The organism is Micromonospora auratinigra (assembly GCF_900089595.1).
In the GTDB taxonomy this organism is placed as follows: Bacteria; Actinomycetota; Actinomycetes; order Mycobacteriales; family Micromonosporaceae; genus Micromonospora; species Micromonospora auratinigra.
This window is the reverse complement of record NZ_LT594323.1, coordinates 3778103-3798815: the sequence shown is the minus strand read 5'-3', so window position 1 is coordinate 3798815 and position 20713 is coordinate 3778103. Positions and strand designations below refer to the sequence as shown.

Sequence of the window (20713 nt, the reverse complement as noted above, 5' to 3'; positions counted from 1 at the left end):
CTCCGAGTCGCCGGCTCGCCAGCGGTGCCGTGCGGCGCGGGCACGTCCTGCACGACGTGGGGAGAGCCGGTGACGTCCGCGACGCTGTTGACCCCGGCCCGGAAGGCGGGCCCCGAGCGTGGCCGTCCGTCGGCCACCCGATCCGCCGAGCGGGCGTACGTCCGCGTGCTCGCGGTGCTCGACACCGCCGTCCTGGCGGTGGCCATCCTGGTCGGGTACGTCGGCCGCTTCGGTGAGGAGGGGCCGGCCGGCTCGGACATCCCGTACGTCGTGGTCGCCCCGGGCCTGCTGCTCGCCTGGCTGGTCTCGCTGCGCGCCATGCGCTGCTACGACGACCGGGTGCTCGGCTACGGCGCGGACGAGTACCGGCGGGTCAGCTCGGCGAGCCTGCGGCTGGCCGGCGGCATCGCGATCGCCGGCTACATCGCCGACGTCGGTGTCTCCCGGGGCTTCCTGGGCATCTCCCTCGCGGTCGGCACGGTGGGCCTGGAGGCGGCCCGGTTCGCCGCCCGCAAGCGGCTGCACCGGGCCCGGGACCGGGGGGCCGGCTGGTCGCGCAAGGTGCTGGTGGTGGGGGACACCGCGCACGTGCTGGAACTGGTGCACACCCTGCACCGCGAGCCGTACGCCGGCTACCGGGTGGTCGGCGCCTGCATCCCGGACGCGCTGCTCGCGCCGGTGCCGCAGCGGCTGGGCGACGTGCCGGTGGTCGGCTCGTTCCGGGGCATCCCGGAGGCGGCCACCGCGATCGGCGCGGACACCGTGGCGGTCACCGCCTCCGGCGAGCTGACCGCGACCCGGCTGCGCCGCCTCGGCTGGCAGCTGGAGGGCACCGGCGTCGACCTGGTGGTGGCCCCCGCGCTGACCGACGTGGCCGGCCCGCGCATCCACACCCGCCCGGTCGCCGGGCTGCCGCTGATCCACGTCGAGGCGCCCGAGTTCCGGGGCGTCCGCAAGCTGGTCAAGGGGCTGGTCGACCGGTCGATCGCGCTGGTGGCGCTGCTCCTGCTGCTGCCGGCCGTGGTGGTCATCGCGCTCGCCGTCAAGCTGGACAGCCGCGGCCCGGTGGTGTTCCGCCAGACCCGGGTCGGGCAGGGTGGCCGGGAGTTCGGCGTGTTCAAGTTCCGCACCATGGTGGTCAACGCCGACGCCCTGCTGGCCGACCTGGTCGCCCGCAACGAGACCGACGGCCTGATGTTCAAGATGCGCGACGACCCCCGGGTCACCCGGGTCGGCCGGCTGCTGCGCAAGTGGTCGCTCGACGAACTGCCCCAGCTGGCGAACGTCCTGCTCGGCCAGATGAGCCTGGTCGGCCCCCGGCCGCCGTTGCCCACCGAGGTCGCCCGCTACGACGGCGACGTCGCCCGCCGGCTGCTGGTCAAGCCGGGCATGACCGGGCTCTGGCAGGTCAGCGGCCGCTCCGACCTGAGCTGGGAGGACGGCATCCGGCTCGACCTCTACTACGTGGAGAACTGGTCCCTCGCCGCCGACCTGGCGATCCTCTGGAAGACCTTCGGCGCGGTGCTCCGCAGCCGCGGCGCGTACTAGGTCCGACCGCCCGGCACGGCGGCGGATCGGTGGCGAACGGGCTCGCCCGCTCGCCACCGCCACCGTCAGGGCTGCGGTCCCAGCCAGTCCAGGCAGACCACCACGGCGTCGTCGACCAGGTCTCCGGCCACGAACGCACGCAGGTCGCCGATCAGCGAGCGCACCGCGTCCAGCGGCTCCATCGGCCCGGTACGCCGCAGGAAGCGGTCCAGCGCGGTCTCGCCGTACCGGGTCCGCTCGGCGGTGGCGTCGATGACACCGTCGCTGACCACGAAGAGCCGGTCCCCGCGTTCCAGCCGGAACCGCTGCTCCCGGTAGTCGGTGCCCTCGAACATGCCGAGCGGGAACTGCTTGTCCAGCACCTGCTCGCTCACCTCACCGTCGCGCAGTCGCAGCAGGCGGGGCGAGCCCGCGTCGACCACGTTCAGCGTGCCGGCCGCGAGGTCCAGCTCCAGCAGCAGCGCGGAGAGGTGCTGGGTGCCCCCGTGCAGCGCGTAGACCGCCTGGTCGGCCAGGGCGGCCTGGTCGGCCAGGCTCAGCTCGGCGCGACGGGCGTTGCGCAGCGCGTGGGTGGCCAGCGAGGTGAGCATCGAGGCGGCCACCCCCTCGCCGGAGCCGTTGACCACCGACAGCCAGAGCCGGTGGCCGTCGTCGGACCAGTCGAAGCTGTCCCCGCGCACCGCGTACGCCGGCTCCAGCTGACCGGCCAGGCTGAACGACGGTCGGATCCGGCTGCGGCCGGGCAGCAGCTCCCACTGCATCTCGGCGGCCAGGGTCAACCGGCGGGTACGGCGGGCGGTGCGGTAGATGTCGGTGCTGGCCATCACGGCCGACAGCTCGTGCCCCAGCACGGTGGCGATGGTGTCGAGGTCCCGCAGCGCCTCCGGGTCGGCCGGCAGGGGCGACAGCCGGAGCACCCCCCGCCGTTCCCCGCGCATGCCGACCGGGAACCAGCCGACGCCGTCGGAGACGGTCGGCTGCTGGTGGTCGAAGCAGCGCCAGGCGGGGTGGCCCGGTCCGGTGATCGGCTCGCCCTCGTGCAACGGCAGCAGCACCGCCAGCCGGTAGTCGACCTGGTAGAGCTCGGTCCGGGTGATCCCGTACGACCGTTCCAGCTCGGCGCCGAGCCGGTCGACGAGCAGATCCGCCGGCGCCTCGGTGAGGATCCGGCGTGCCCGATCCTCCGGTGCACTCATCTTTGCTCCTTTGCACAGGTCGTCGCCCCGGTACGGGAGGTAGTCTCGGGCCCACCATGGCCGAAGAACTAGGTTCCCACGGACCTGACGCGAGTATGGCCGCCGCCCTGGACGAGGCAGCGGGCACCCTGCTGGCTGTCTGGGAGGCGGCCCGCGAGCGGACGACGAGCCGGCTCTCCGGTGCCCAGTTGCGGGCGATCATGGTGGTCGAGCGGTACGACGGGATCAACCTGCGGCGTCTCGCCACCCTGACCGACATGCTGCTCTCGTCGGCCAGCCGGCTCTGCGACCGCCTGGTGGCGGCCGGCATGCTGGAGCGGGAGCCGGGCCGCTACGACCGGCGGGAGATCTCGCTGCACCTCACGCCCTCGGCCACCCGGTTGCTCGGCGAGCTGCGGGCCGACCGGCGGTACCGGTTGGAGCGGATCCTGGCCGGGATGAGCCCGGAGGGGCGCGCGGCGCTGCTGCGCGGGATGCGCGAGTTCGACGAGTCCGCCCGTCGGGGCGAGGTGACCGCCGACGGGTGGCCGGTGCTCCAGCCCGCCGGTGCGTGCGCCGGTGAGGCCCTGCTCGGGCCGCTGGTGGCGCCGCCGGTACCGGGCGGCGAGCTGCCGCCGTCCCCGGCGGACGAGCCCCCGGCCGCCTGAGCGCGGCACGCCGCCACCGGCCCACCGCGAGGACTCCGCCACCGGCCCGCCGCGAGGACTCCGCCACCGGCCCACCGCGAGGACTCCGCCACCGGCCGCCGCGAGGATTCCGCCACCGGCCCACCGCGAGGACTCCGCCACCGGCTCGCCGCGAGGGCGACAGCGTCAGTCGGTCGTGAGGGCGGCCCGGGCCGCCCGCAGGTCCTCGACCGCGCGGGGGTGCTCGATCAGGGTGCGCTCGGCGGCGGCCAGCATCGCGTCCACCGGCCGGCGGCCACCGCGCGAGGCGAGCGCCTCCGCCTGCCAGCCGACGAAGTCGAGCAGCAGCTGCCGGTCGTCCACCCGGATGGCCGCGGCCAGCGCGTCGACCAGGTGACCCACCCCGGCGGCGACGTCCTCCGCGGTCTCCTCGGGCGGGTCCAGCTCCCGGAGCGCGACCTGGACGATCTCCCGGCGACGGTGCAGCACCGCCACGTACCCGTCGTCCGGTGGGGCCGGGGTGGGACCGGTGTGCGCGGCGCCCGGCAGCCCCCGTGCCAGCAGCCGTACCGCGTCCCGGGCGGTGGCGCCCCAGGCCGCCGCGCCGACCGCGGCCGCCCACCGGCCGTCCCAGCCGAAGCCGGGACCACCCGCCAGCACCGGCACCCCGGCCGCCCGGCACGCCTCCACCATCCGGGCCGCGCGGATCAGCCGGTTCGACTGCACGCAGCTCAGCAGCACCGCGTCCGGGCCGGTCTGGTGCAGGTAGGTGACCAGGTGCCGGCCCGGCACGCTGGCGCCCAGGAAGGTCACCCGCCAGCCGGCGTCCCGGACCACCTCGGCGACGATGCGGGCCGCCAGCGCGTGCCACTCGCCCTCGACACAGGCCACCACCACGTGCCCGCGCCGGGGCGGCGTGGTGATGCGGCCGGCCACCGCGCCGACCACGACCTCGCTGACGTGCGTCGCCGCGTGTTCCCGGGCCACGCTCCAGGCCCCGGTGAGCCAGCGCCGGCCGATCTCCCGCTGGGCGACCGCGACCAGGTCCACCAGGACGTCCGCCGGGGCGTACCCCTGGTCCAGCAGGCCGGTGGCCAGGCGTACGGCACCGGCCTGGTCAACCCGGTCGAGCCGGTCGAGGTAACCGGCGACCAGGTCCGGCCCGATCCCGTCCGAGCTGGTCACGCGGGGGCCACGACCAGCATGGCGATGTCGTCGTGCACCTGCCCGTCCAGCCACTCGTCGACCAGCTGGAGCAGCCGGTCCACCAGGGCGCGCGGGGGCAGGCCGGCACCCGAGGCCATCGCCTGGCGCAGCCGGGCCTCGCCGAACATCTCCAGCTCGGTGGGGCCGCCCCGGGCCTCGGTCACCCCGTCGGTGTACGCGACCAGCAGGTCGCCGGGCGCGAGCCGTACCTCCGCCTGGCCGAAGCGGGCGGCGGCCAGCGCGCCGACCGGCATCCCGCCGACCCGGGCCGGCTCGATCCGGCCGTCGGCGCGGACCACCAGCGGGGCGGGGTGCCCGCCGCCGGCCACCCGGGCCAGCAGGCCGCCGTCCGGCTCCCGGGTGAGGGTGCCCAGCAGCAGGGTGGTGAACTGGGCCCGCCGGGCCGCGTCCGGCGCGTCGAGCAGGGCCCGGTTGAGCAGCTCCATCAGCTCCAGCGGCCGCGGTTCGACCAGGCGCAGGGTCTGCAGCGACTGGCGTACCCGGCCGGTCAGCACCGCCGCCCCGACGCCCTTGCCGCAGACGTCGCCGAGGGCGAAGAGGGCGCCCTGGGCGGTGGGGAAGAGGTCGTAGAAGTCCCCGCCGATGCGCAACCGGTCCCCGGCCGCGCGGTAGCCGCCGGCCAGGGTCATCCCGGGGACCGGCGGCAGCTCCGGCGGGAGCAGGCTGTTCTGCAGGACGCGGGCCAGGTGGGCCTGCTCGCCGTAGAGTTCGGCGGCGGCCAGCGCGGCACCGGCGCGGGCGGCGAACTCCCGGGCCAGCTCGATCTCCCGCTGGTCGAAGCCGGCCCGGCCGGGCCGACGGACCAGCACCAGCGCGCCGGCCGGCCCACCGGCGCTGACCATCGGGCTGATCAGCACGGTGCCCGGCCGCCCGAAGCCCTCGGGCAGCACCTCGGTCAACTCGGCCAGCTCGGCGTCCAGCCACGGGCTGGCGTCGGTGACGTCGCCGTCCAGGGCCTCGATCAGCCCCGGCACGGACTCCACCATGCCCCAGTCGCCGACGCCGGCGACCGGGCCGGGGTCGTCCTCGGCGTACCGGATCCAGTGCGGCACGTCCTCGGCCGGCGGCGGGGGGCGGTTCACCACCACCGCGACGTCGGCCAGGTAGGGCACCGGGAGGGTGGCGGCGGCGCGCAGCGTCTGCTCCCGGTGCAGGGAGAGCCCGAGCCGGCTGCCGGCCTGGGCGAGGAAGGCGGTCCGGGACCGCTCGACCAGCAGCGCGTCGGTGCGCGCCTGCTCCTCGGTGACGTCGCGGACGTACCAGGCGCAGCGGCCGCCGGCCAGCGCCCGCCGGACACCCCGCAGCCGCCTGCCCCGGTGCTCGGCGTCGAAGGTGTCGGCCCCGTCGCGGACCGCGCCGGCCAGCTCGGGCAGCGGGCAGCCGCTCAGCTCGGTGCCGGGGACCAGCTCGGGGAGCAGCTCGGCGGCCATCGCGTTGACCAGCGTCACCACGCCGGCCTGGTCGGTGGTGACCACGGCCTCGGCGAGCCCGTCGAGCAGCTCACGGGCCAGGTGGGAGTCGGCGGGCAGCGCCGCGCCGGTGCTGCGCCGGGTGCGGGGTCGGGAGGCCTGGCCGCCACCGCTGACCGGCCCGGCGAGACCGCCACGTCGGGCTGTCGTCACCGCCGGTCGCCGGGCGCCCCGGTCAGTCGACCTGTTCGCATGCTGTCGCAGCTCTCCTCGGTAGCGTTCGTTGCCTGGCGGCAAGCGTACCGAGCGAGCGGGGTGATCGCCCATCGAGCGGCGCGACGGTCAGCCGGAGCGGGCCAACCAGCCGGCCGGGCGGTCGACGATCCGACGGACCACCGAGGCGGCCCCGCCCACGGCGGCCGACCGGGCGCCGAGCGCGGCGGGGCGCACCGTCACCGGGGACCAGGCGGCGGTCAGCACCCGTCGGGACAGCTCGGCGTCCACGGGTGGTCGGAGCCACCGGGCGAGCGGGGCGTATCCGCCGCCGAGGACCACGGTGTCCAGGTCCAGCAGGTTCACCACGCCGGCGACGGCCACCCCGAGGGCGGTGCCCGCGTCGGCGAGCGCGGTCAGGGTGGCCGGGTCGCCGGCGGCGGCGAGGTCGGCCAGCCGGGCGGCGGCGGTGTCGGCGGGCAGGTCCGCGCCGGCCAGTCCGGCGGCGGTGAGGATGGCCTCCTGGCCCGCGTACCGCTCCAGGCAACCCTGGCCGCCGCAGCGGCACGGGCGACCGGTCGGGTGCACCGGGATGTGACCGATCTCGCCGCTCCAGCCGCGGACGCCCCGGTAGAGCACCCCGTCGAGCACGATCCCGGCACCGATGCCGATCTCGCCCGAGACGTGCAGGAAGCTCGCCGAGCCGGGCGGGCCGGCGTGCAGCTCGCCCAGCGCGGCCAGGTTGGCCTCGTTCTCCACCACCAGGGGTGGGATGCCGTCCACCGGCTCGACGAGCGGGTGCCCGGCGAGCAGGGCGGGCACGGCCACGTCTCGCCAGCCCAGGTTGGGCGCGAGCCGGACCAGGCCGTCCGCGCCGACCAGGCCCGGCACGGCCAGCGTCGCGCCGGCCAGGGTCAGCCCTTCGCGTACGGCGGCGGCGCGCGCCTCGGCGGCGAGCCGGGCGAGCCGGTCCAGGGCGTCGGCGGGGGAGACCGGGCGCAGGTCGGCCCGCCGCACCACGTGGTGGCGGACCGCGCCGGTCAGGTCGACCACGCAGGCGGCCAGGTAGTCGACGTTGACCTCCAGGCCGAGCCCGGCCGGCCCGTCACCGGCCAGCAGCAGGCCGCGGGCCGGCCGCCCGGCTCCGGTACGCGGCGCGGGCTCCGCCTCGGCCACCAGCCGCCCGGCGATCAGGTCGTCGACCACGGCGGAGACGGTGGCCCGGGTCAGTCCGGTGTCGGCGGCGATCTCCGCGCGCGACGGCGGACGGTCGGCGGTGGCGATCCGGCGCAGCACCACCGCGAGGTTGAGCTGGCGGAGGCTGCCCTGCCGGACCGCTCCGGTGCTGGTGCTGGTCACCGCTTGACACTGCCACACCGCCGCCATTTAATTCAACCACTGAACAAATTGGCGACGACACCACCGGAGGTCTGCCATGGCACCCCGTCCCACCCCCGCCGACAAGTTCTCCTTCGGTCTCTGGACGGTCGGCTGGCCGGCCCGTGACCCGTTCGGTGACGCCACCCGGCCCGAGCTGGACCCGGTCGAGGCCGTGCACCGGCTCGCCGAGCTGGGCGCGTACGGCATCACCTTCCACGACGACGACCTGGTCCCGTTCGGCGCGGACGCCGCCACCCGCGACGCCCACCTGACCCGCTTCCGCAAGGCGCTCGACGAGACCGGCCTGACCGTGCCGATGGTCACCACGAACCTCTTCACCCACCCGGTCTTCAAGGACGGCGGCTTCACCAGCAACGACCGCGACGTCCGCCGGTACGCGCTGCGCAAGGTGCTGCGCAACGTCGACCTCGCCGCCGAGCTGGGCGCCCGCACCTTCGTCATGTGGGGCGGCCGGGAGGGCGCCGAGTACGACCTGGCCAAGGACGTGCAGTCGGCGCTGGAGCGGTACCGGGAGGCCGTCGACCTGCTCTGCCAGTACGTCGTCGACCGGGGCTACGACCTGCGCTTCGCGCTGGAGCCGAAGCCGAACGAGCCGCGCGGCGACATCCTGCTGCCCACCGTCGGGCACGCGCTCGCGTTCATCTCCACCCTGGCCCACCCGGAGCTGGTCGGGCTCAACCCGGAGGTCGGCCACGAGCAGATGGCCGGGCTGAACTTCGCGCACGGCATCGCCCAGGCGCTCTGGCAGGGCAAGCTGTTCCACATCGACCTCAACGGGCAGCGCGGCATCAAGTACGACCAGGACCTCGTCTTCGGCCACGGCGACCTGCTCAACGCGTTCGCCCTGGTCGACCTGCTGGAGCACGGCGGCCCGGACGGCGGTGCCGCGTACGACGGTCCCCGGCACTTCGACTACAAGCCCTCGCGCACCGAGGACAGCACCGGGGTGTGGGCGTCGGCCGAGGCGAACATGCGCACGTACCTGCTGCTCAAGGAGCGGGCCGCGGCGTTCCGGGCGGACCCGGAGGTGGCCGAGGCGCTCGCCGCCGCGAAGGTCGCCGACCTGGCCACCCCGACGCTGAACCCGGGCGAGAGCTACGCCGACCTGCTCGCCGACCGCTCCGCCTTCGAGGAGTTCGACCCGGACACGGTCGGCGCGAAGGGCTACGGCTTCGTCCGGCTCAACCAGCTCGCGGTCGAGCACCTGCTCGGCGCGCGCTGAGGCAGGGGGACACCGTGCCGCTCGTCGCGGGAATCGACTCCTCCACCCAGTCCTGCAAGGTCGTCGTCCGGGACGCGGAGACCGGCGCGCTGGTCCGCCAGGGCCGCGCGCCGCACCCCGACGGCACCGAGGTCGACCCGTACGCCTGGTGGGACGCGCTGCGTGCGGCGCTCGCGCAGGCCGGCGGGCTGGCCGACGTGGCCGCCGTGTCGGTGGCCGGGCAGCAGCACGGCATGGTCTGCCTGGACGAGGCGGGCGAGGTGGTGCGCCCGGCGCTGCTCTGGAACGACACCCGCTCCGCCGACGCCGCGCGGGAGCTGGTCGCCGGGGCCGGCGACGGGGAGACCGGCCGCCGGTTCTGGGCCGAGGCGACCGGGGCGGTGCCGGTGGCCAGCTTCACCGCCACCAAGCTGCGCTGGCTGGCCCGGCACGAGCCGGCCAACGCGGACCGGGTGGCGGCGGTCTGCCTGCCGCACGACTGGCTCACCTGGCGGCTCGCCGGCGCTCCCGGGCTGGCCGCGCTGCGCACCGACCGGGGCGACGCCAGCGGCACCGGCTACTGGTCGCCGCGCACCGGTGAGTACCGCCTCGACCTGCTGGAACGGGCGCTCGGCCGGCGGGTCCGGGTGCCGGTCGTGCTCGGCCCGGCCGAGCCGGCCGGGCGGCTCGACCCGGTGGCGCTCGGCGACGGGTCCGGCGTCGCCGGACCGGTGCTGCTCGGACCGGGCACCGGCGACAACGCGGCCGCCGCGCTCGGGGTCGGGGCCGGCCCGGGGGACGTGGTGGTGTCGATCGGCACCTCCGGCACGGTCTTCGCGGTGGCGGACACCCCGGCCGCGGACCCGAGCGGGGCGGTGGCCGGGTTCGCCGACGCCACCGGCCGGTTCCTGCCGCTGGTCTGCACGCTCAACGCGGCCCGGGTGCTGGACGCCGCCGCGACGCTGCTCCGGGTCGACCTGGCCGAGCTGAGCGAGCTGGCGCTGGCCGCCCCGGCCGGCGCGGACGGGCTGGTCATGGTGCCGTACCTGGAGGGGGAGCGGACCCCCGACCGGCCCACCGCCACCGGGGCGGTGCACGGTCTCACCCTGCACACGGCCGGCCCGACCCACCTGGCCCGGGCCGCCGTGGAGGGGATGCTCTGCGCCCTCGCCGACGGCCTGGACGCGCTCGTCGCGCAGGGGGCCCGGGTCGAACGGATCATCCTGGTCGGCGGGGGAGCCCGGTCGGCGGCGGTGCGCCGGATCGCCCCGCAGGTCTTCGGCCGCCCGGTGCGCGTCCCGCCGCCCGGCGAGTACGTCGCCGACGGGGCCGCCCGCCAGGCCGCCTGGGTCGCCCTCGGTGGGGACGCGCCCCCCTCGTGGGCCATGGGTGACACCGAGGAGTACGCGGCCGAGCCCGTCCCCGCCATCCGCGAGCGGTACGCGCAGGTCCGTGACCTGGTGGTGGACCGGCTGCCCCGGTGATCGGCCGGCGGGTCGTCATCGGGCCGTGATCCGGACCTGGTTGGCTGCCGGGCATGAACGGCACCAGGATCACCGGACGCGGCAGCGCCGTGCACCGGCTCTACAGCGTCGTGGTGTTCGTGGTGCTCGCCTCGCTGGACAACGTGGCGATCGGCCTGGTCCCGCCGCTGTACGGGCCGATCTCCGGCGCGCTGGGCGTGCCGCAGCGGCTGCTCGGGCTGGTCACCGCGGCGAGTTTCCTGGTCAGCGCCGTCGCCGCCGTCGGCTGGGCGTACGTGGGCGACCGGACGAACCGGAAGCCGCTGCTGATGGTCGGCACGCTGCTCTGGGCCGCCGGGACCGGGGGCAGCGCGCTGGCCCAGGGGTATCCCACCTTCCTGGCCGCCCAACTCGTCGCCGCGGTGGGGCTGGGCGCGGTCGGCTCGGTCGGCTACTCCGTGGTCACCGACCTGATCACGCCGCGGCGGCGCGGCCTGGTGATGAGCTTCTGGGGGCTGTCCCAGGGGGTCGGCACGCTCGCCGGCACGCTCACCGGCGGGATCCTCGGCGCGACCGACTGGCGACGGCCGTTCCTGCTGCTCACCGTGGTCGGCCTGGCGGCGACGGCGGCCTACCTCTTCACGTACGACATCCGGCGCGGGCAGAGCGAGCCGGAGCTGGCCGCCGCCCTCGACGCGGGCGCCGAGTACGACTACCGGATCAGCCGCGCCGACCTGCCCCGCATCCTGGCCCGGCGGACCAACCGCTGGCTGGTCCTGCAGGGGCTGACCGCCCAGGCGGCGTTCGGGTCGCTGGTGTGGCTGCCGGTGCTCTTCGCCCAGCGGGCCGAGGCGCAGGGCTACTCGGCGGCCACCGCGGTGGTGGTGGGCAGCGTCTTCGCCACCCTGTTCCAGCTCGGCGGCGTCTTCTCGATCGTGGGCGGCCTGGCCGGCGACGCGCTGCAACGGCGTACGCCGAGTGGCCGGGCCCTGGTCGCGGCCGTCGGCATCCTCGCGGCGGTGCCGTTCTACCTGGTCCTGTTCCTGGTCCCGATGCGGATCGAGGTGCCCGACGGCGGCGGTACCGGCGCGGTGGTCGGCGCGGTGCTGACCAGCGTGTTCACCGAGCCCACCGTCGGGTTGAGCCTGCTCACCGCCCTGCTGGCGCTCGCCCTCACCTCGGCCAACTCGCCCAACTGGTTCGCGCTGATCGCCGACGTCAACCCGCCCGAGCACCGGGGCACCGTCTACAGCCTGGGCAACCTGGTCAACGGGATCGGTCGGGCCGCCGGCAACGGGCTGGTCGGGGTGGCCTTCCACGGGCTGCGGGCGGCGTTCCCGCCGCCGCTGAACTACGCCGTCGGGCTGGCCGTGTTCCAGCTCTTCTTCATCCCGACCGGGTTCATGTACTGGCTCGCGGCCCGTACCTCGCCCCGGGACATCGAGTCGGTCCGCGACCTGCTGCACACCCGCGCCGACGAGCTGTAGAAAAGGGCCCCCTCCGGAACGCGCGGCGTTTCCGGAGGGGGCCCTCTTCGGGTCGGTCAGGCGCGGTACCACACGGTGACGTCGGTGCCGACGCTGTCGCCGTCCAGCGGGGCGCTGGCGACCAGCACCTCGGCGCCGGCCGGCAGCGGCACGGGGGCGGCGCCGAAGTTGGTCAGCACGGTCAGGTCGCCATTGGTGAAGGTGCTCACCTCGTCGCCGGAGGCGAGCCAGCGCAGCGGCCCCCGGGCGAGACCGTGCTCGCGGCGCAGCCGCAGCGCCGTCCGGTACAGCTCGTACGTGGAGCCGGGCACCGCACGCTGCCGGTCGAGGGCGTACTCGGCCCAGCTCGGGGGCTGCGGGAGCCAGCTCGCGTCGGTCGGCCCGAAGCCGTACGACGGGGCGTCCGCCTCCCACGGGATCGGCACCCGGCAGCCGTCCCGGCCGCGCTGGGTGTGCCCGCTGCGCTCCCAGGTCGGGTCCTGCCGGGCCTCGTCGGGCAGCGTGGTGTGCTCGGGCAGTCCCAGCTCCTCGCCCTGGTAGAGGTAGGCCGAGCCGGGCAGGGCCAGCATCAGCAGGCTGGCCGCCCGGGCCCGGCGCAGGCCCAGCGCGGCGTCCGGCTGCGGGTCGCCGATGCCGATGCCGTTCGGGCGACCCCCGCTGATCGGCAGGCCGAGGCGGGAGGCGTGCCGGACCACGTCGTGGTTGGAGAGCACCCAGGTGGTGGGCGCGCCGACCGAGTCGGTGGCCTCCAGCGAGCGGGTGATCACCGCGTACTGGGCCGGGGCGGTCCAGGCGGCGAGCAGGTACTCGAAGTTGAACGCCTGGTGCATCTCGTCGGGGCGGACGTAGCGGGCCAGCCGCTCGGCCGGCTCGACCCAGGCCTCGGCGACCAGGATCCGCTCGCCGTCGTACGAGTCGAGCAGCCGACGCCACTCCCGGTAGATCTCGTGCACGCCGTCCTGGTCCCACATCGGCGGGCGCGGCTTGTCGACCTCGTTGCCGGAGAGGATCTCCTGCGGCTCCTGCCAGTCGGCCAGGTCGGCCTGCTTGATCAGGCCGTGTGCCACGTCCACCCGGAAGCCGTCGACGCCACGGTCGAGCCAGAACCGCAGGACGTCCAGGAACTCGGTCCGGACCTCCGGGTTGTCCCAGTTCAGGTCGGGCTGGCCGGTGTCGAAGAGGTGCAGGTACCACTGGCCGTCCGGCAGCCGGGTCCAGGCGGGCCCACCGAAGACGCTCTGCCAGTCGTTCGGCGGCTCGGCCCCCTGCGGGCCCTTGCCGTCCCGGAAGACGTACCGCTGCCGCTCCGGGCTGCCCGGCGCGGCGGCGACCGCCGCCCGGAACCAGCGGTGCGCCGACGAGGTGTGGTTGGGCACCAGGTCGACGATCACCCGCAGCCCGAGCTCCTTCGCCCGGGCGATCATCGCGTCGGCGTCCGCCAGCGTGCCGAAGAGCGGGTCGACGTCCCGGTAGTCGGCAACGTCGTAGCCGGCGTCGGCCTGCGGCGACGGGTAGAACGGCGACAGCCAGACCGCGTCCACGCCCAACTCGGCGAGGTGACCGAGGCGGGCGGTGATGCCGGGCAGGTCACCGATGCCGTCGCCGTTCGAGTCGGCGAACGAGCGCGGGTAGATCTGGTAGATGACGGCCTCGGTCCACCAGCCGGTGGCCGGGGTGACCTGCTGCGTCGCGTCGGTGTTCAGAGCCTTCTCCCTGTGTCGAGCGGATCCGTTCAGTGTGCCCGGGGCGGCGCGGTCGACTCGCGCACCACCAGGCGAGTGGGCAGGATCACCGGCGGCGGCGGGGCGCCGTCGGCGTCCGCGCCGCGCGGGACCGGCACCAGTCCCGGGTACGGCTCGGCCCGGCCGCCGAGCGGGTCGAGCAGGATCCGCGCGGCGAGCGCCCCCTGCTCGGCGGCCGGCTGGGCGATCGTGCTCAGCCCGAGCACCCCGGCCAGGTCGTGGTCGTCGACGCCGATCACGCTGACGTCCTGCGGCACCCGCAGTCCCGCGTCGCGCAGCGCGGTCATCGCGCCCATCGCCATCTCGTCGCAGGCGGCGAAGATCGCGGTCGGCGGCTCGCCCCGGGCCAGCAGTTCGGCGGTGGCCCGGGTGCCGCCGTCGATGGTGAACTGGGACTCGACGTCCAGGCCCGGGTCCGGGCGGAGCCCTGCCGCCCGCAGCGCCTCCTGGTAACCGCGCCGCCGGTCCAGGTGGGTGGTGAAGGCCAGCTCGTCGTCCGGGTCACCGGAGATGTGCGCGATCCGGGTGTGGCCCAGGTCGAGCAGGTGTCGGGTCGCGGTCCGCGCGGCGGCCACGTCGTCGATGCGGACGCAGGGCCAGCCGGGCACCTCGCTGCCGGAGCTGATCGTCACGCCCGGCAGGTCGAGCTTGGTCAGCGCGGTCACGTCGGCCGGGCGCAGCGGGGTGGCGACCAGGATGACCGCGTCCACCCGCTTGTGCAGGCTGGCCGTGCGCAGTACCCGGCGCCGCATCTGCTCGCGCCCGCCGAGGTTGTGGAGCAGCAGGTCGTAGCCGTTCTGGTGGAGGTGTTCCTCGACCGCTTCGACCACGGTGGCGAAGAACCAGCGGGTGATCCGGGGGACCACCACCGCGACCGTGCCGGTCTTCCCGCCGGCCAGCCGGGACGCGCTCGGCGAGACCGCGTACTGGAGCTGCTCGGCGGCGGCCTGCACCCGCCGCCGCGTCGCGGCCGAGACCGTCGGGAGGCCGCGCAACGCCCGCGAGACGGTGGCGGTGGAGACCCCGGCGAGTCGGGCGACGTCGTCAATCCTGGTCATCGTTGTTCCCCGCTCCGGCCCGGGTCCCGCCGCCGCCGGGAGCCGGCGGCGGCGGAACGACGGGTCAGCCCTTGACGCTGCCGGCGAGCAGGCCCCGGACGAAGTAGCGCTGGAGCGACAGGAAGACGATCAGCGGTACGACGATCGAGACGAACGCGCCGGAGGTCAGCCGCTGCCACTCGTTGCCCCGGGTGCCGGCCATCTCGGCCAGCCGCACGGTGAGCGGGGCGGTCTCGTTGCCGCCGCCCGCGAAGATCAGCGCGACCAGCAGGTCGTTCCAGACCCAGAGGAACTGGAAGATGCCGAACGCCGCCAGGGCGGGCGTGATCAGCGGCAGCACGATGGTCCGGAAGATCTTCGGGTGGGTCGCACCGTCGACCCGGGCCGCCTCCATCAGGTCGCCCGGCAGCTGCGAGATGAAGTTGTGCAGCAGGAACACCGCGAAGGGCAGCGCGAAGCAGGTGTGCGCGAACCACACCTGGGCGAACTTCTGCTCGTCCACCAGGTCCCAGGCCGGGAGCACCTGGATGCCGGCGACGGTGACGCCGGTGGAGAAGAACTTCAGCAGCGGCACCAGGGCCATCTGCAGCGGCACGATCTGCATCGCGAAGATCGCGATGTAGAGCCAGTCCCGCCCCTTGAAGTTGATCCAGGCCAGCGCGTACGCGGCCAGCGAGGCGAAGGCGAGCGGGAAGAGCACCGACGGGATGGTGATCGCCAGCGAGTTGATGAAGTAGCTGGCGAGCTGCCCGGACGAGGAGGAGCTGCTGAACAGCACCTCCTGGTAGTTGTCCAGGGTGAACTGCGGGTCGGTGAAGAAGGTCCACCAGCCCGTGCTCTTGATCTGGTCCTCCGGCCGGAACGAGGAGATGAAGAGGCCGAAGGTCGGGATCGTCCAGAGCAGCGCGATGACGATCGACACCAGCGTGGCGGTACGGCTGTTCAGGCGCTTGCGGACCCGGGCGGCGCGGGTGGTCTTCCCGGTGCCCTGGGCGCCGGCCGCGACGGTGGGGGTGGCGGTGGTCATCTCAGCCCTCCCGCTGCTGACGCAGGTTGCGGATCTGGTAGATCACGATCGGGATCACCAGGACGAAGAGGAAGACCGCCAGCGCGGAACCCTGCCCGTTCTGGCCGTAGCGGAACGCCTGGTTGTACATCTCGTTGGCGATGACGCTGGTGTCGTAGTTGCCGTTGGTGGCGGTCCGGACGATGTCGAAGACCTTGAGCGTGGCGATCGAGAGCGTCACCACCACCACGATCAGCGCCGGCCGGATGCTCGGCATGGTGATCCGCCAGAACATCTGCCAGGGCGTGGTCCCGTCGAGCCGGGCCGCCTCGACGATGTCGGCCGGGATGGCCTTGATCGCGGCGGAGAGCACCACCATGGCGAAACCGGCCTGGATCCACACCATGATCACGATCAGCAGGAAGGTGTTCAGCGGCGATTCGAGCAGCCACTGCTTCGGCTCGCCGCCGAGGCTGACCACGATCTGGTTGAGCAGGCCGATCTGGTCCTGGTCGTCGCCCCGGTAGGCGTAGACGAACTTCCAGATGATGCTGGCGCCGACGAACGAGATGGCCATCGGCAGGAAGATCAGCGACTTGGCGACCGCCTCGAACCGCGCCTTGTCCACCATCACCGCGTAGAGCAGGCCGAACCCGGTGGCCACCAGCGGCACCAGGAGCACCCAGATCAGGGTGTTGAGCAGGACCCGGATGATCGAGTCCTCGGAGAACATCCAACCGTAGTTCTGCAGGCCCACCCAGTCGTTGCTGCCCGCGTCCATGAAGGAGAGCAGCGTGGTGCGGATCGCCGGCACCACCAGCCCGATGGTGAGCAGCAGCAGCGTCGGCAGCAGGAAGAAGAGCGCGAAGACGCCCTCCCGTGGCTTGCGCCGGCGGGGCAGCGGGGCGCCGCTGGCGGAGGCCGCGACGAGCTGCGCCTCCCGGCGGCGGGCGAACCAGGCCGGCACCACGTCGAGAAGCAGCAGCAGACCGCCCACCACCGCGACGAAAGCGATCAGCCCGTACATCAGCATGAGGAACTTCGGCTGTTCCGCCGCGAAGTCGAACTCCATCGACCCTCCTTCAAGGGCTCGGCTGAGGACGGTGGCCCGGCCCGAGCGGGCCGGGCCACCGTCTCAGATCACTTCCAGCTGCTCTCGATGTCGTTCAGGACCGTGGCGGTGTCCTTGCCGTTGATCCAGGCGACCATGCCCTTCCAGAAGGTGCCCGCGCCGACCGCGGCCGGCATCAGGTCCGAGCCGTCGAAGCGGAAGACGGTCTTCGGGTCCTGCAGGATCTGGACGGAGAGCTTGTCCACCGGGTTCGGGACGTTGTTGATGTCCAGCTTCTTGTTCGCCGACACCCAGTCGCCGATCTTGGCGCGGCTGTTGGCGTACTCGCCGGAGGCCAGGTAGGTCTGCACCGCCTGGACCTCGGGACGGTCGGCGAAGGCCGCGACGAACTCGCCGCCGCCCAGCACCGGCTTGCCCTTGGCCGGGTCGATGGCCGGGAAGTAGAACGCGAAGACGTCGCCGTCCTCGGCCACCTTGGTGCCCTTCGGCCACTGGTTGGCGTAGAAGGACGCCTGGCGGTGCAGGGCGCACTTGTTCTTGAGGATCGGCGTGCCGGCCTCCTGGAAGGAGGTGGTGGCGATGCTCTTCACGCCGCCGAAGCCGCCGTTGACGTACTTGTCGTTCTTGAGGATGGTGCCGGCCTTGTCGACGGCCGCGGCGACCTGCGGGTCGTTGAACTTGATGCCGTGGGTGGTCCACTGGTCGTAGACCTCCGGACCGGCGGTCCGCAGCATCACGTCCTCGATCCAGTCGGTGGCCGGCCAGCCGGTGGCGTCACCGGACTCGATGCCGGCGCACCACGGCTTGGTGCCGCTCGCCGCGATCTGGTCGCTCAGCTTGATCATGTCGTCCCAGGTGGTCGGGACGGTCCAGCCCTTCTCCTTGAAGGTCTTCGGCGAATACCACACGAAGGACTTCACGTTGGAGCCGAGCGGCGCACCGTAGAACTTGCCGTCGACGGTGCTGTACTTCAGCCAGTCGGCGGAGTAGTTCTGCTCGGCCATCGCCTTGGTGTCGGCGCCGGCCGGCTTGAGCTTGCCCGAGTCGGCGAACCGCTTGAGCAGACCCGGCTGCGGGATGAAGGCCAGGTCGGGCGCGTTGCCGCCGTCGACCCGGACACCGAGCTGCGCCTCGAACTCGCCGGAACCCTCGTGGTCGATCTTGATGCCGGTGCAGTCCTCGAACTGCTTCCAGGACTGCGCGAGGCGGTCGGCCTCGATGTCCCGGATGGACGAGTAGATCGTGACCTTCTTGCCGTCGTGGCCCTGGTACTTCTCGTAAGGGGCGCACTCCGGCTTGCCCGCGCTGTCGCTCTTCTTGTCGTTGCCGGTGCCACAGGCGGTGGCGCCGAGCGCCAGCCCCAGCACGCCGGCGATCGCGAGCGCCTGGCGCGACTTGGCAAACGCCATGCCGATCTCCTTCCTTGCCGGCGCGTGGGGGAAATCGAACCCGCGCCGGTCCGATGGTCGTCCCCACATGTAAGCGCTTGCATCGCGTCCGGTCCACCCCCTGCCGGACACGGCCAGGTAACAATCCCGAAACCCGCTCACCGGCCGTGGGTGCGCTCCCACGGCTCGACTCTCCCTCGAACGGGACGCGAGCGACGTAGGGGTTCCCGTCTATGGAACTTTCTGTCACGCTATTGCCACCTGATCGAAGAATATCAACATAGGAGGCAGTGGATGCGTAAGCGGTGGTTCAGCCTCGCGGCCGTCGGTGCGGTCCTCGTGGCGACCCTGGTGCCGGCGACCCCGGCCATGGCGGCGCCGACCTTCAAGGTCCCCTTCCCGTGCAACCAGTCCTGGTCCGGTCAGACCCGGTCCGACCACAGCCCGGCGTACGCCATCGACTTCAACCGCACCGACGACCTCGGCGACCCGGTGGTGGCCAGCGCCCCCGGCACCGTCGACCGGGTGACCGACCTCGGCGGCACCAGCTACGGCAAGTACGTCCGGATCGACCACGGCAACGGCTACACCACGTACTACGCCCACCTGAGCAGCTTCAACGTCTCGGTCGGGCAGACCGTCGGCTACGGCAGGGTGATCGGCTACGTCGGCAGCACCGGCGGCTCGACCGGCCCGCACCTGCACTACGAGCAGCGCCTCAACGGCAACGACATCCAGGCGCGGTTCAACGGCGCGCTCGCCCTCTACTGGGGCACCAAGACCTACACCAGCGACAACGGCTGCTCCGGCTCGAACTACGGCGCCGGCACGGTGAACACCGCCGGGGCGGACCTGACCGTCCGCTCCGGCCCCGGCACCGGCTACTCGGCGGTCGGCTCGGTCGCCGACGGCGCCAAGGTGACCATCTACTGCCAGACCAGCGGCACCACGGTGACCGGCACGTACGGCACCAGCTCGATCTGGGACCGGATCGGCACCGGCCGGTACATCTCCGACGCGTACGTGTACACCGGCTACGACGGCTACATCCCCGGCGTACCCCGCTGCTGAGTCGACGGGTCGTGCGGGGCCGGCGGAACCGGCCCCGCACGGCTCAGCCGTTCAGGCGCCAGATGGCGAAGTTCAATGCGCCGGCGAAGGTGACCCAGGCCCAGTAGGGCAGCATCAGCCCGGCCGCGGGGCGGGAGACCCGCCCGAAGAGCAGCACCGTCGCGCCGATGGCCAGCCACATCAGGACCAGCTCGGCGAAGGCCAGGCCGTACCGGCTGGCGCCGAAGAAGAGCGGGGTCCAGATCGCGTTCAACACCAGCTGGACCACCCAGGCCCAGAGCGCCGGCCCCCAGCCGACCCGCCGCCAGACCAGCCAGCCGGCGACCGCGATCAGCGCGTAGAGCACCGTCCAGACCGGGCCGAACAGCCAGGACGGCGGGGCCCAGGAGGGCTGCTGGAGGTCGGCGTACTCCTGCTGGGTGCCGCGGACGCCGAGCCCGCCGACGGCCGCCGCCACGGTGACCGCCGCGCCGAAGCCGGCCAGGGCCCACCACTTCCGTGCCCGGCCGAGCCGGCGGACGCTTCCCGAGATGGTCATGTCCCCGGATGCCCGGTGGGCGCGCCGGAGAAACGGGCCCGGAACGGGAAAACGCCGGGGTCACCGATTCCGGGCGACCGTCTGGGAGGACAGGACATCCGGAACCGACGACCCCGGCGGGTCAACGGGATACCGACAGGCGCGGATCAGGTGAAGATGCTGACGCCACCCGGGCCGACCAGCAGGCCGACGATGATGAGGACGACGCCCCACAGGATCTGCCGCCGGAACAGCGCGAGCACGCCGGCGACCACCAGTACGACTGCGAGAATCCAAAGAAGCAGGCTCAACATGCTCTCATCAATACCCGTCGTGCGTCGTTCCAAACCTCATGAACGGTCGAGATGATCTCCCAGGTGGAAGATGCTGTACGCCTGCTTGATCACCGGGTGGGCGACGTTGCGGACCCGCACCCCGCCCGGGGTGGTGCCCCGTTCGGTCCCGTGGTGGGCGTGCCCGTGCAGGGCCAGCGCGGTGGGCGCCGAGTCGATCGCCTGGCCGAGCTGGTAGCAGCCGAGGAACGGGTAGATCTCCAGCGGCTCGCCGGCGAGAGTGTCCGGGACGGGGGAGTAGTGGGTCAGCGCGACCAGCGTGTCGCAGTCCAGCCCGCGCAGCGCCGCGCCGAGGGCGTCCGCGCTGTCCTTGGTGGTCTGCACGAACGCCTTCATCTCCGGCTCGCCGAAGTCGCTGGCGCAGCGCCCGGCGAAGCCGCCGCCGAAGCCCTTCACCCCGGCCACGCCGAGCCGGCCGCCCGGGGTGTCCAGCACGATGCCGGTGCCCTCCAGCACGGTGATGCCGACGTCCTGGAGCACCTTCACCACCTGCGGCACCTGGTCGCACTGGTGGTCGTGGTTGCCGAGCACGGTGAGCACCGGCACCCCGAGGTCGCCGAACTCCTGCGCGACGCACCGGGCCTCGGACTCGGTGCCGTGCCGGGTGAGGTCGCCGGCGAGCAGCAGCACGTCGGCGCAGTCCGGCAGCTCCTCCAGGGCCGGCCGGAACCGGCCCACCACGTCCTCGTCCAGGTGCACGTCGCCGACCGCGGCGATCCGGATCACCATCGAACC

At 73.6% G+C, this 20713-nt stretch carries 18 protein-coding genes; 6 read left to right on the top strand and 12 right to left on the bottom strand.

Going from position 1 to position 20713, the window contains the following annotated elements:
• Positions 1–69 precede the first annotated feature (69 nt).
• On the top strand, positions 70–1548 hold the full coding sequence (locus tag GA0070611_RS16875; RefSeq protein WP_091665298.1) for a sugar transferase: 1479 nt from the start codon (positions 70–72) through the stop codon (positions 1546–1548).
• A gap of 65 nt (positions 1549–1613) precedes the next feature.
• Here the strand turns inward: GA0070611_RS16875 and GA0070611_RS16870 are convergent, their stop codons facing one another.
• Positions 1614–2744 carry a PP2C family protein-serine/threonine phosphatase gene (locus GA0070611_RS16870; protein ID WP_091665297.1) on the bottom strand — a complete coding sequence of 377 codons (1131 nt, stop codon included), beginning with the start codon at positions 2742–2744 and terminating at the stop codon, positions 1614–1616.
• Positions 2745–2839: 95 nt separating this feature from the next.
• Here GA0070611_RS16870 and GA0070611_RS16865 point away from each other — a divergent pair, with 95 nt between their 5' ends.
• Complete coding sequence (locus GA0070611_RS16865; protein WP_231921149.1) at positions 2840–3391, top strand: MarR family winged helix-turn-helix transcriptional regulator; 552 nt, start codon at positions 2840–2842, stop codon at positions 3389–3391.
• Between the two features lie 165 nt (positions 3392–3556).
• Here the strand turns inward: GA0070611_RS16865 and GA0070611_RS16860 are convergent, their stop codons facing one another.
• The 3 genes from GA0070611_RS16860 to GA0070611_RS16850 all read right to left on the bottom strand — a co-directional run bounded on the left by GA0070611_RS16860 (position 3557) and on the right by GA0070611_RS16850 (position 7605).
• The gene (locus tag GA0070611_RS16860; protein ID WP_091665296.1) at positions 3557–4555 is read right to left on the bottom strand and encodes a cobalamin B12-binding domain-containing protein; all 999 of its coding nucleotides are present in this window, start codon (positions 4553–4555) and stop codon (positions 3557–3559) included.
• Positions 4552–6219 carry a PP2C family protein-serine/threonine phosphatase gene (locus GA0070611_RS16855; RefSeq protein ID WP_197675724.1) on the bottom strand — a complete coding sequence of 556 codons (1668 nt, stop codon included), beginning with the start codon at positions 6217–6219 and terminating at the stop codon, positions 4552–4554. The genes GA0070611_RS16860 and GA0070611_RS16855 overlap by 4 nt, the downstream gene beginning before the upstream one ends.
• A 129-nt stretch (positions 6220–6348) precedes the next feature.
• The gene (locus tag GA0070611_RS16850; RefSeq protein WP_091665295.1) at positions 6349–7605 is read right to left on the bottom strand and encodes an ROK family protein; all 1257 of its coding nucleotides are present in this window, start codon (positions 7603–7605) and stop codon (positions 6349–6351) included.
• Positions 7606–7654: 49 nt separating this feature from the next.
• Between GA0070611_RS16850 and xylA the strand changes: the two genes are divergently transcribed.
• From xylA to GA0070611_RS16835, 3 genes are read left to right on the top strand one after another with little or no spacing between them, the layout of a single operon-like run.
• On the top strand, positions 7655–8842 hold the full coding sequence (xylA, locus tag GA0070611_RS16845) for a xylose isomerase (RefSeq protein ID WP_091665293.1): 1188 nt from the start codon (positions 7655–7657) through the stop codon (positions 8840–8842).
• 14 nt (positions 8843–8856) lie between these two features.
• Positions 8857–10305 carry a xylulokinase gene (gene xylB, locus GA0070611_RS16840; RefSeq protein ID WP_091665290.1) on the top strand — a complete coding sequence of 483 codons (1449 nt, stop codon included), beginning with the start codon at positions 8857–8859 and terminating at the stop codon, positions 10303–10305.
• Positions 10306–10358: 53 nt separating this feature from the next.
• Positions 10359–11771, top strand: a complete 1413-nt coding sequence (locus GA0070611_RS16835) for an MFS transporter (protein WP_091665288.1) — start codon at positions 10359–10361, stop codon at positions 11769–11771.
• A 56-nt stretch (positions 11772–11827) separates the two neighbouring features.
• Here GA0070611_RS16835 and GA0070611_RS16830 read toward each other — a convergent pair whose 3' ends face one another.
• The 5 genes from GA0070611_RS16830 to GA0070611_RS16810 all read right to left on the bottom strand — a co-directional run bounded on the left by GA0070611_RS16830 (position 11828) and on the right by GA0070611_RS16810 (position 18058).
• Positions 11828–13474, bottom strand: coding sequence for a glycoside hydrolase family 13 protein (locus GA0070611_RS16830; RefSeq protein ID WP_091665285.1), 1647 nt, complete (start codon positions 13472–13474; stop codon positions 11828–11830).
• Positions 13475–13503: 29 nt separating this feature from the next.
• Positions 13504–14571, bottom strand: a complete 1068-nt coding sequence (locus tag GA0070611_RS16825) for a LacI family DNA-binding transcriptional regulator (RefSeq protein ID WP_091665282.1) — start codon at positions 14569–14571, stop codon at positions 13504–13506.
• A 64-nt stretch (positions 14572–14635) separates the two neighbouring features.
• Positions 14636–15598 (bottom strand): carbohydrate ABC transporter permease, encoded by a 963-nt coding sequence (locus tag GA0070611_RS16820; RefSeq protein WP_091665279.1) that lies wholly within the window; start codon positions 15596–15598, stop codon positions 14636–14638.
• Position 15599: 1 nt separating this feature from the next.
• Positions 15600–16649 (bottom strand): carbohydrate ABC transporter permease, encoded by a 1050-nt coding sequence (locus GA0070611_RS16815; RefSeq protein WP_091665276.1) that lies wholly within the window; start codon positions 16647–16649, stop codon positions 15600–15602.
• A gap of 68 nt (positions 16650–16717) precedes the next feature.
• Positions 16718–18058 (bottom strand): ABC transporter substrate-binding protein, encoded by a 1341-nt coding sequence (locus GA0070611_RS16810; protein WP_091665272.1) that lies wholly within the window; start codon positions 18056–18058, stop codon positions 16718–16720.
• A 273-nt stretch (positions 18059–18331) separates the two neighbouring features.
• Here GA0070611_RS16810 and GA0070611_RS16805 point away from each other — a divergent pair, with 273 nt between their 5' ends.
• Positions 18332–19108, top strand: coding sequence for a M23 family metallopeptidase (locus GA0070611_RS16805; protein ID WP_091665269.1), 777 nt, complete (start codon positions 18332–18334; stop codon positions 19106–19108).
• A 43-nt stretch (positions 19109–19151) separates the two neighbouring features.
• On the opposite strand, the gene GA0070611_RS16800 is transcribed toward GA0070611_RS16805, so the two are convergent.
• The 3 genes from GA0070611_RS16800 to GA0070611_RS16795 all read right to left on the bottom strand — a co-directional run bounded on the left by GA0070611_RS16800 (position 19152) and on the right by GA0070611_RS16795 (position 20707).
• A complete protein-coding gene (locus GA0070611_RS16800) occupies positions 19152–19646 on the bottom strand; it encodes a TspO/MBR family protein (RefSeq protein WP_091665267.1) in 495 nt (164 codons plus the stop codon).
• A gap of 146 nt (positions 19647–19792) precedes the next feature.
• Positions 19793–19936 carry a GPGG-motif small membrane protein gene (locus tag GA0070611_RS31130; protein ID WP_231921526.1) on the bottom strand — a complete coding sequence of 48 codons (144 nt, stop codon included), beginning with the start codon at positions 19934–19936 and terminating at the stop codon, positions 19793–19795.
• A 39-nt stretch (positions 19937–19975) separates the two neighbouring features.
• Positions 19976–20707, bottom strand: a complete 732-nt coding sequence (locus GA0070611_RS16795; RefSeq protein WP_091665264.1) for a metallophosphoesterase family protein — start codon at positions 20705–20707, stop codon at positions 19976–19978.
• Positions 20708–20713 lie beyond the last annotated feature (6 nt).

What these genes read in the sequence shown, in the direction of transcription:
- GA0070611_RS16870 (WP_091665297.1), bottom strand. Translation starts at nt 2,744, where the DNA reads ATGAGTGCACCGGAGGATCGGGCACGCCGGATCCTCACCGAGGCGCCG.
- GA0070611_RS16865 (WP_231921149.1), top strand. Translation starts at nt 2,840, where the DNA reads ATGGCCGCCGCCCTGGACGAGGCAGCGGGCACCCTGCTGGCTGTCTGG.
- GA0070611_RS16850 (WP_091665295.1), bottom strand. Translation starts at nt 7,605, where the DNA reads ATGGCGGCGGTGTGGCAGTGTCAAGCGGTGACCAGCACCAGCACCGGA.
- xylA (WP_091665293.1), top strand. Translation starts at nt 7,655, where the DNA reads ATGGCACCCCGTCCCACCCCCGCCGACAAGTTCTCCTTCGGTCTCTGG.
- GA0070611_RS16835 (WP_091665288.1), top strand. Translation starts at nt 10,359, where the DNA reads ATGAACGGCACCAGGATCACCGGACGCGGCAGCGCCGTGCACCGGCTC.
- GA0070611_RS16825 (WP_091665282.1), bottom strand. Translation starts at nt 14,571, where the DNA reads ATGACCAGGATTGACGACGTCGCCCGACTCGCCGGGGTCTCCACCGCC.
- GA0070611_RS16820 (WP_091665279.1), bottom strand. Translation starts at nt 15,598, where the DNA reads ATGACCACCGCCACCCCCACCGTCGCGGCCGGCGCCCAGGGCACCGGG.
- GA0070611_RS16815 (WP_091665276.1), bottom strand. Translation starts at nt 16,649, where the DNA reads ATGGAGTTCGACTTCGCGGCGGAACAGCCGAAGTTCCTCATGCTGATG.
- GA0070611_RS16810 (WP_091665272.1), bottom strand. Translation starts at nt 18,058, where the DNA reads ATGGCGTTTGCCAAGTCGCGCCAGGCGCTCGCGATCGCCGGCGTGCTG.
- GA0070611_RS16805 (WP_091665269.1), top strand. Translation starts at nt 18,332, where the DNA reads ATGCGTAAGCGGTGGTTCAGCCTCGCGGCCGTCGGTGCGGTCCTCGTG.
- GA0070611_RS16800 (WP_091665267.1), bottom strand. Translation starts at nt 19,646, where the DNA reads ATGACCATCTCGGGAAGCGTCCGCCGGCTCGGCCGGGCACGGAAGTGG.
- GA0070611_RS16795 (WP_091665264.1), bottom strand. Translation starts at nt 20,707, where the DNA reads ATGGTGATCCGGATCGCCGCGGTCGGCGACGTGCACCTGGACGAGGAC.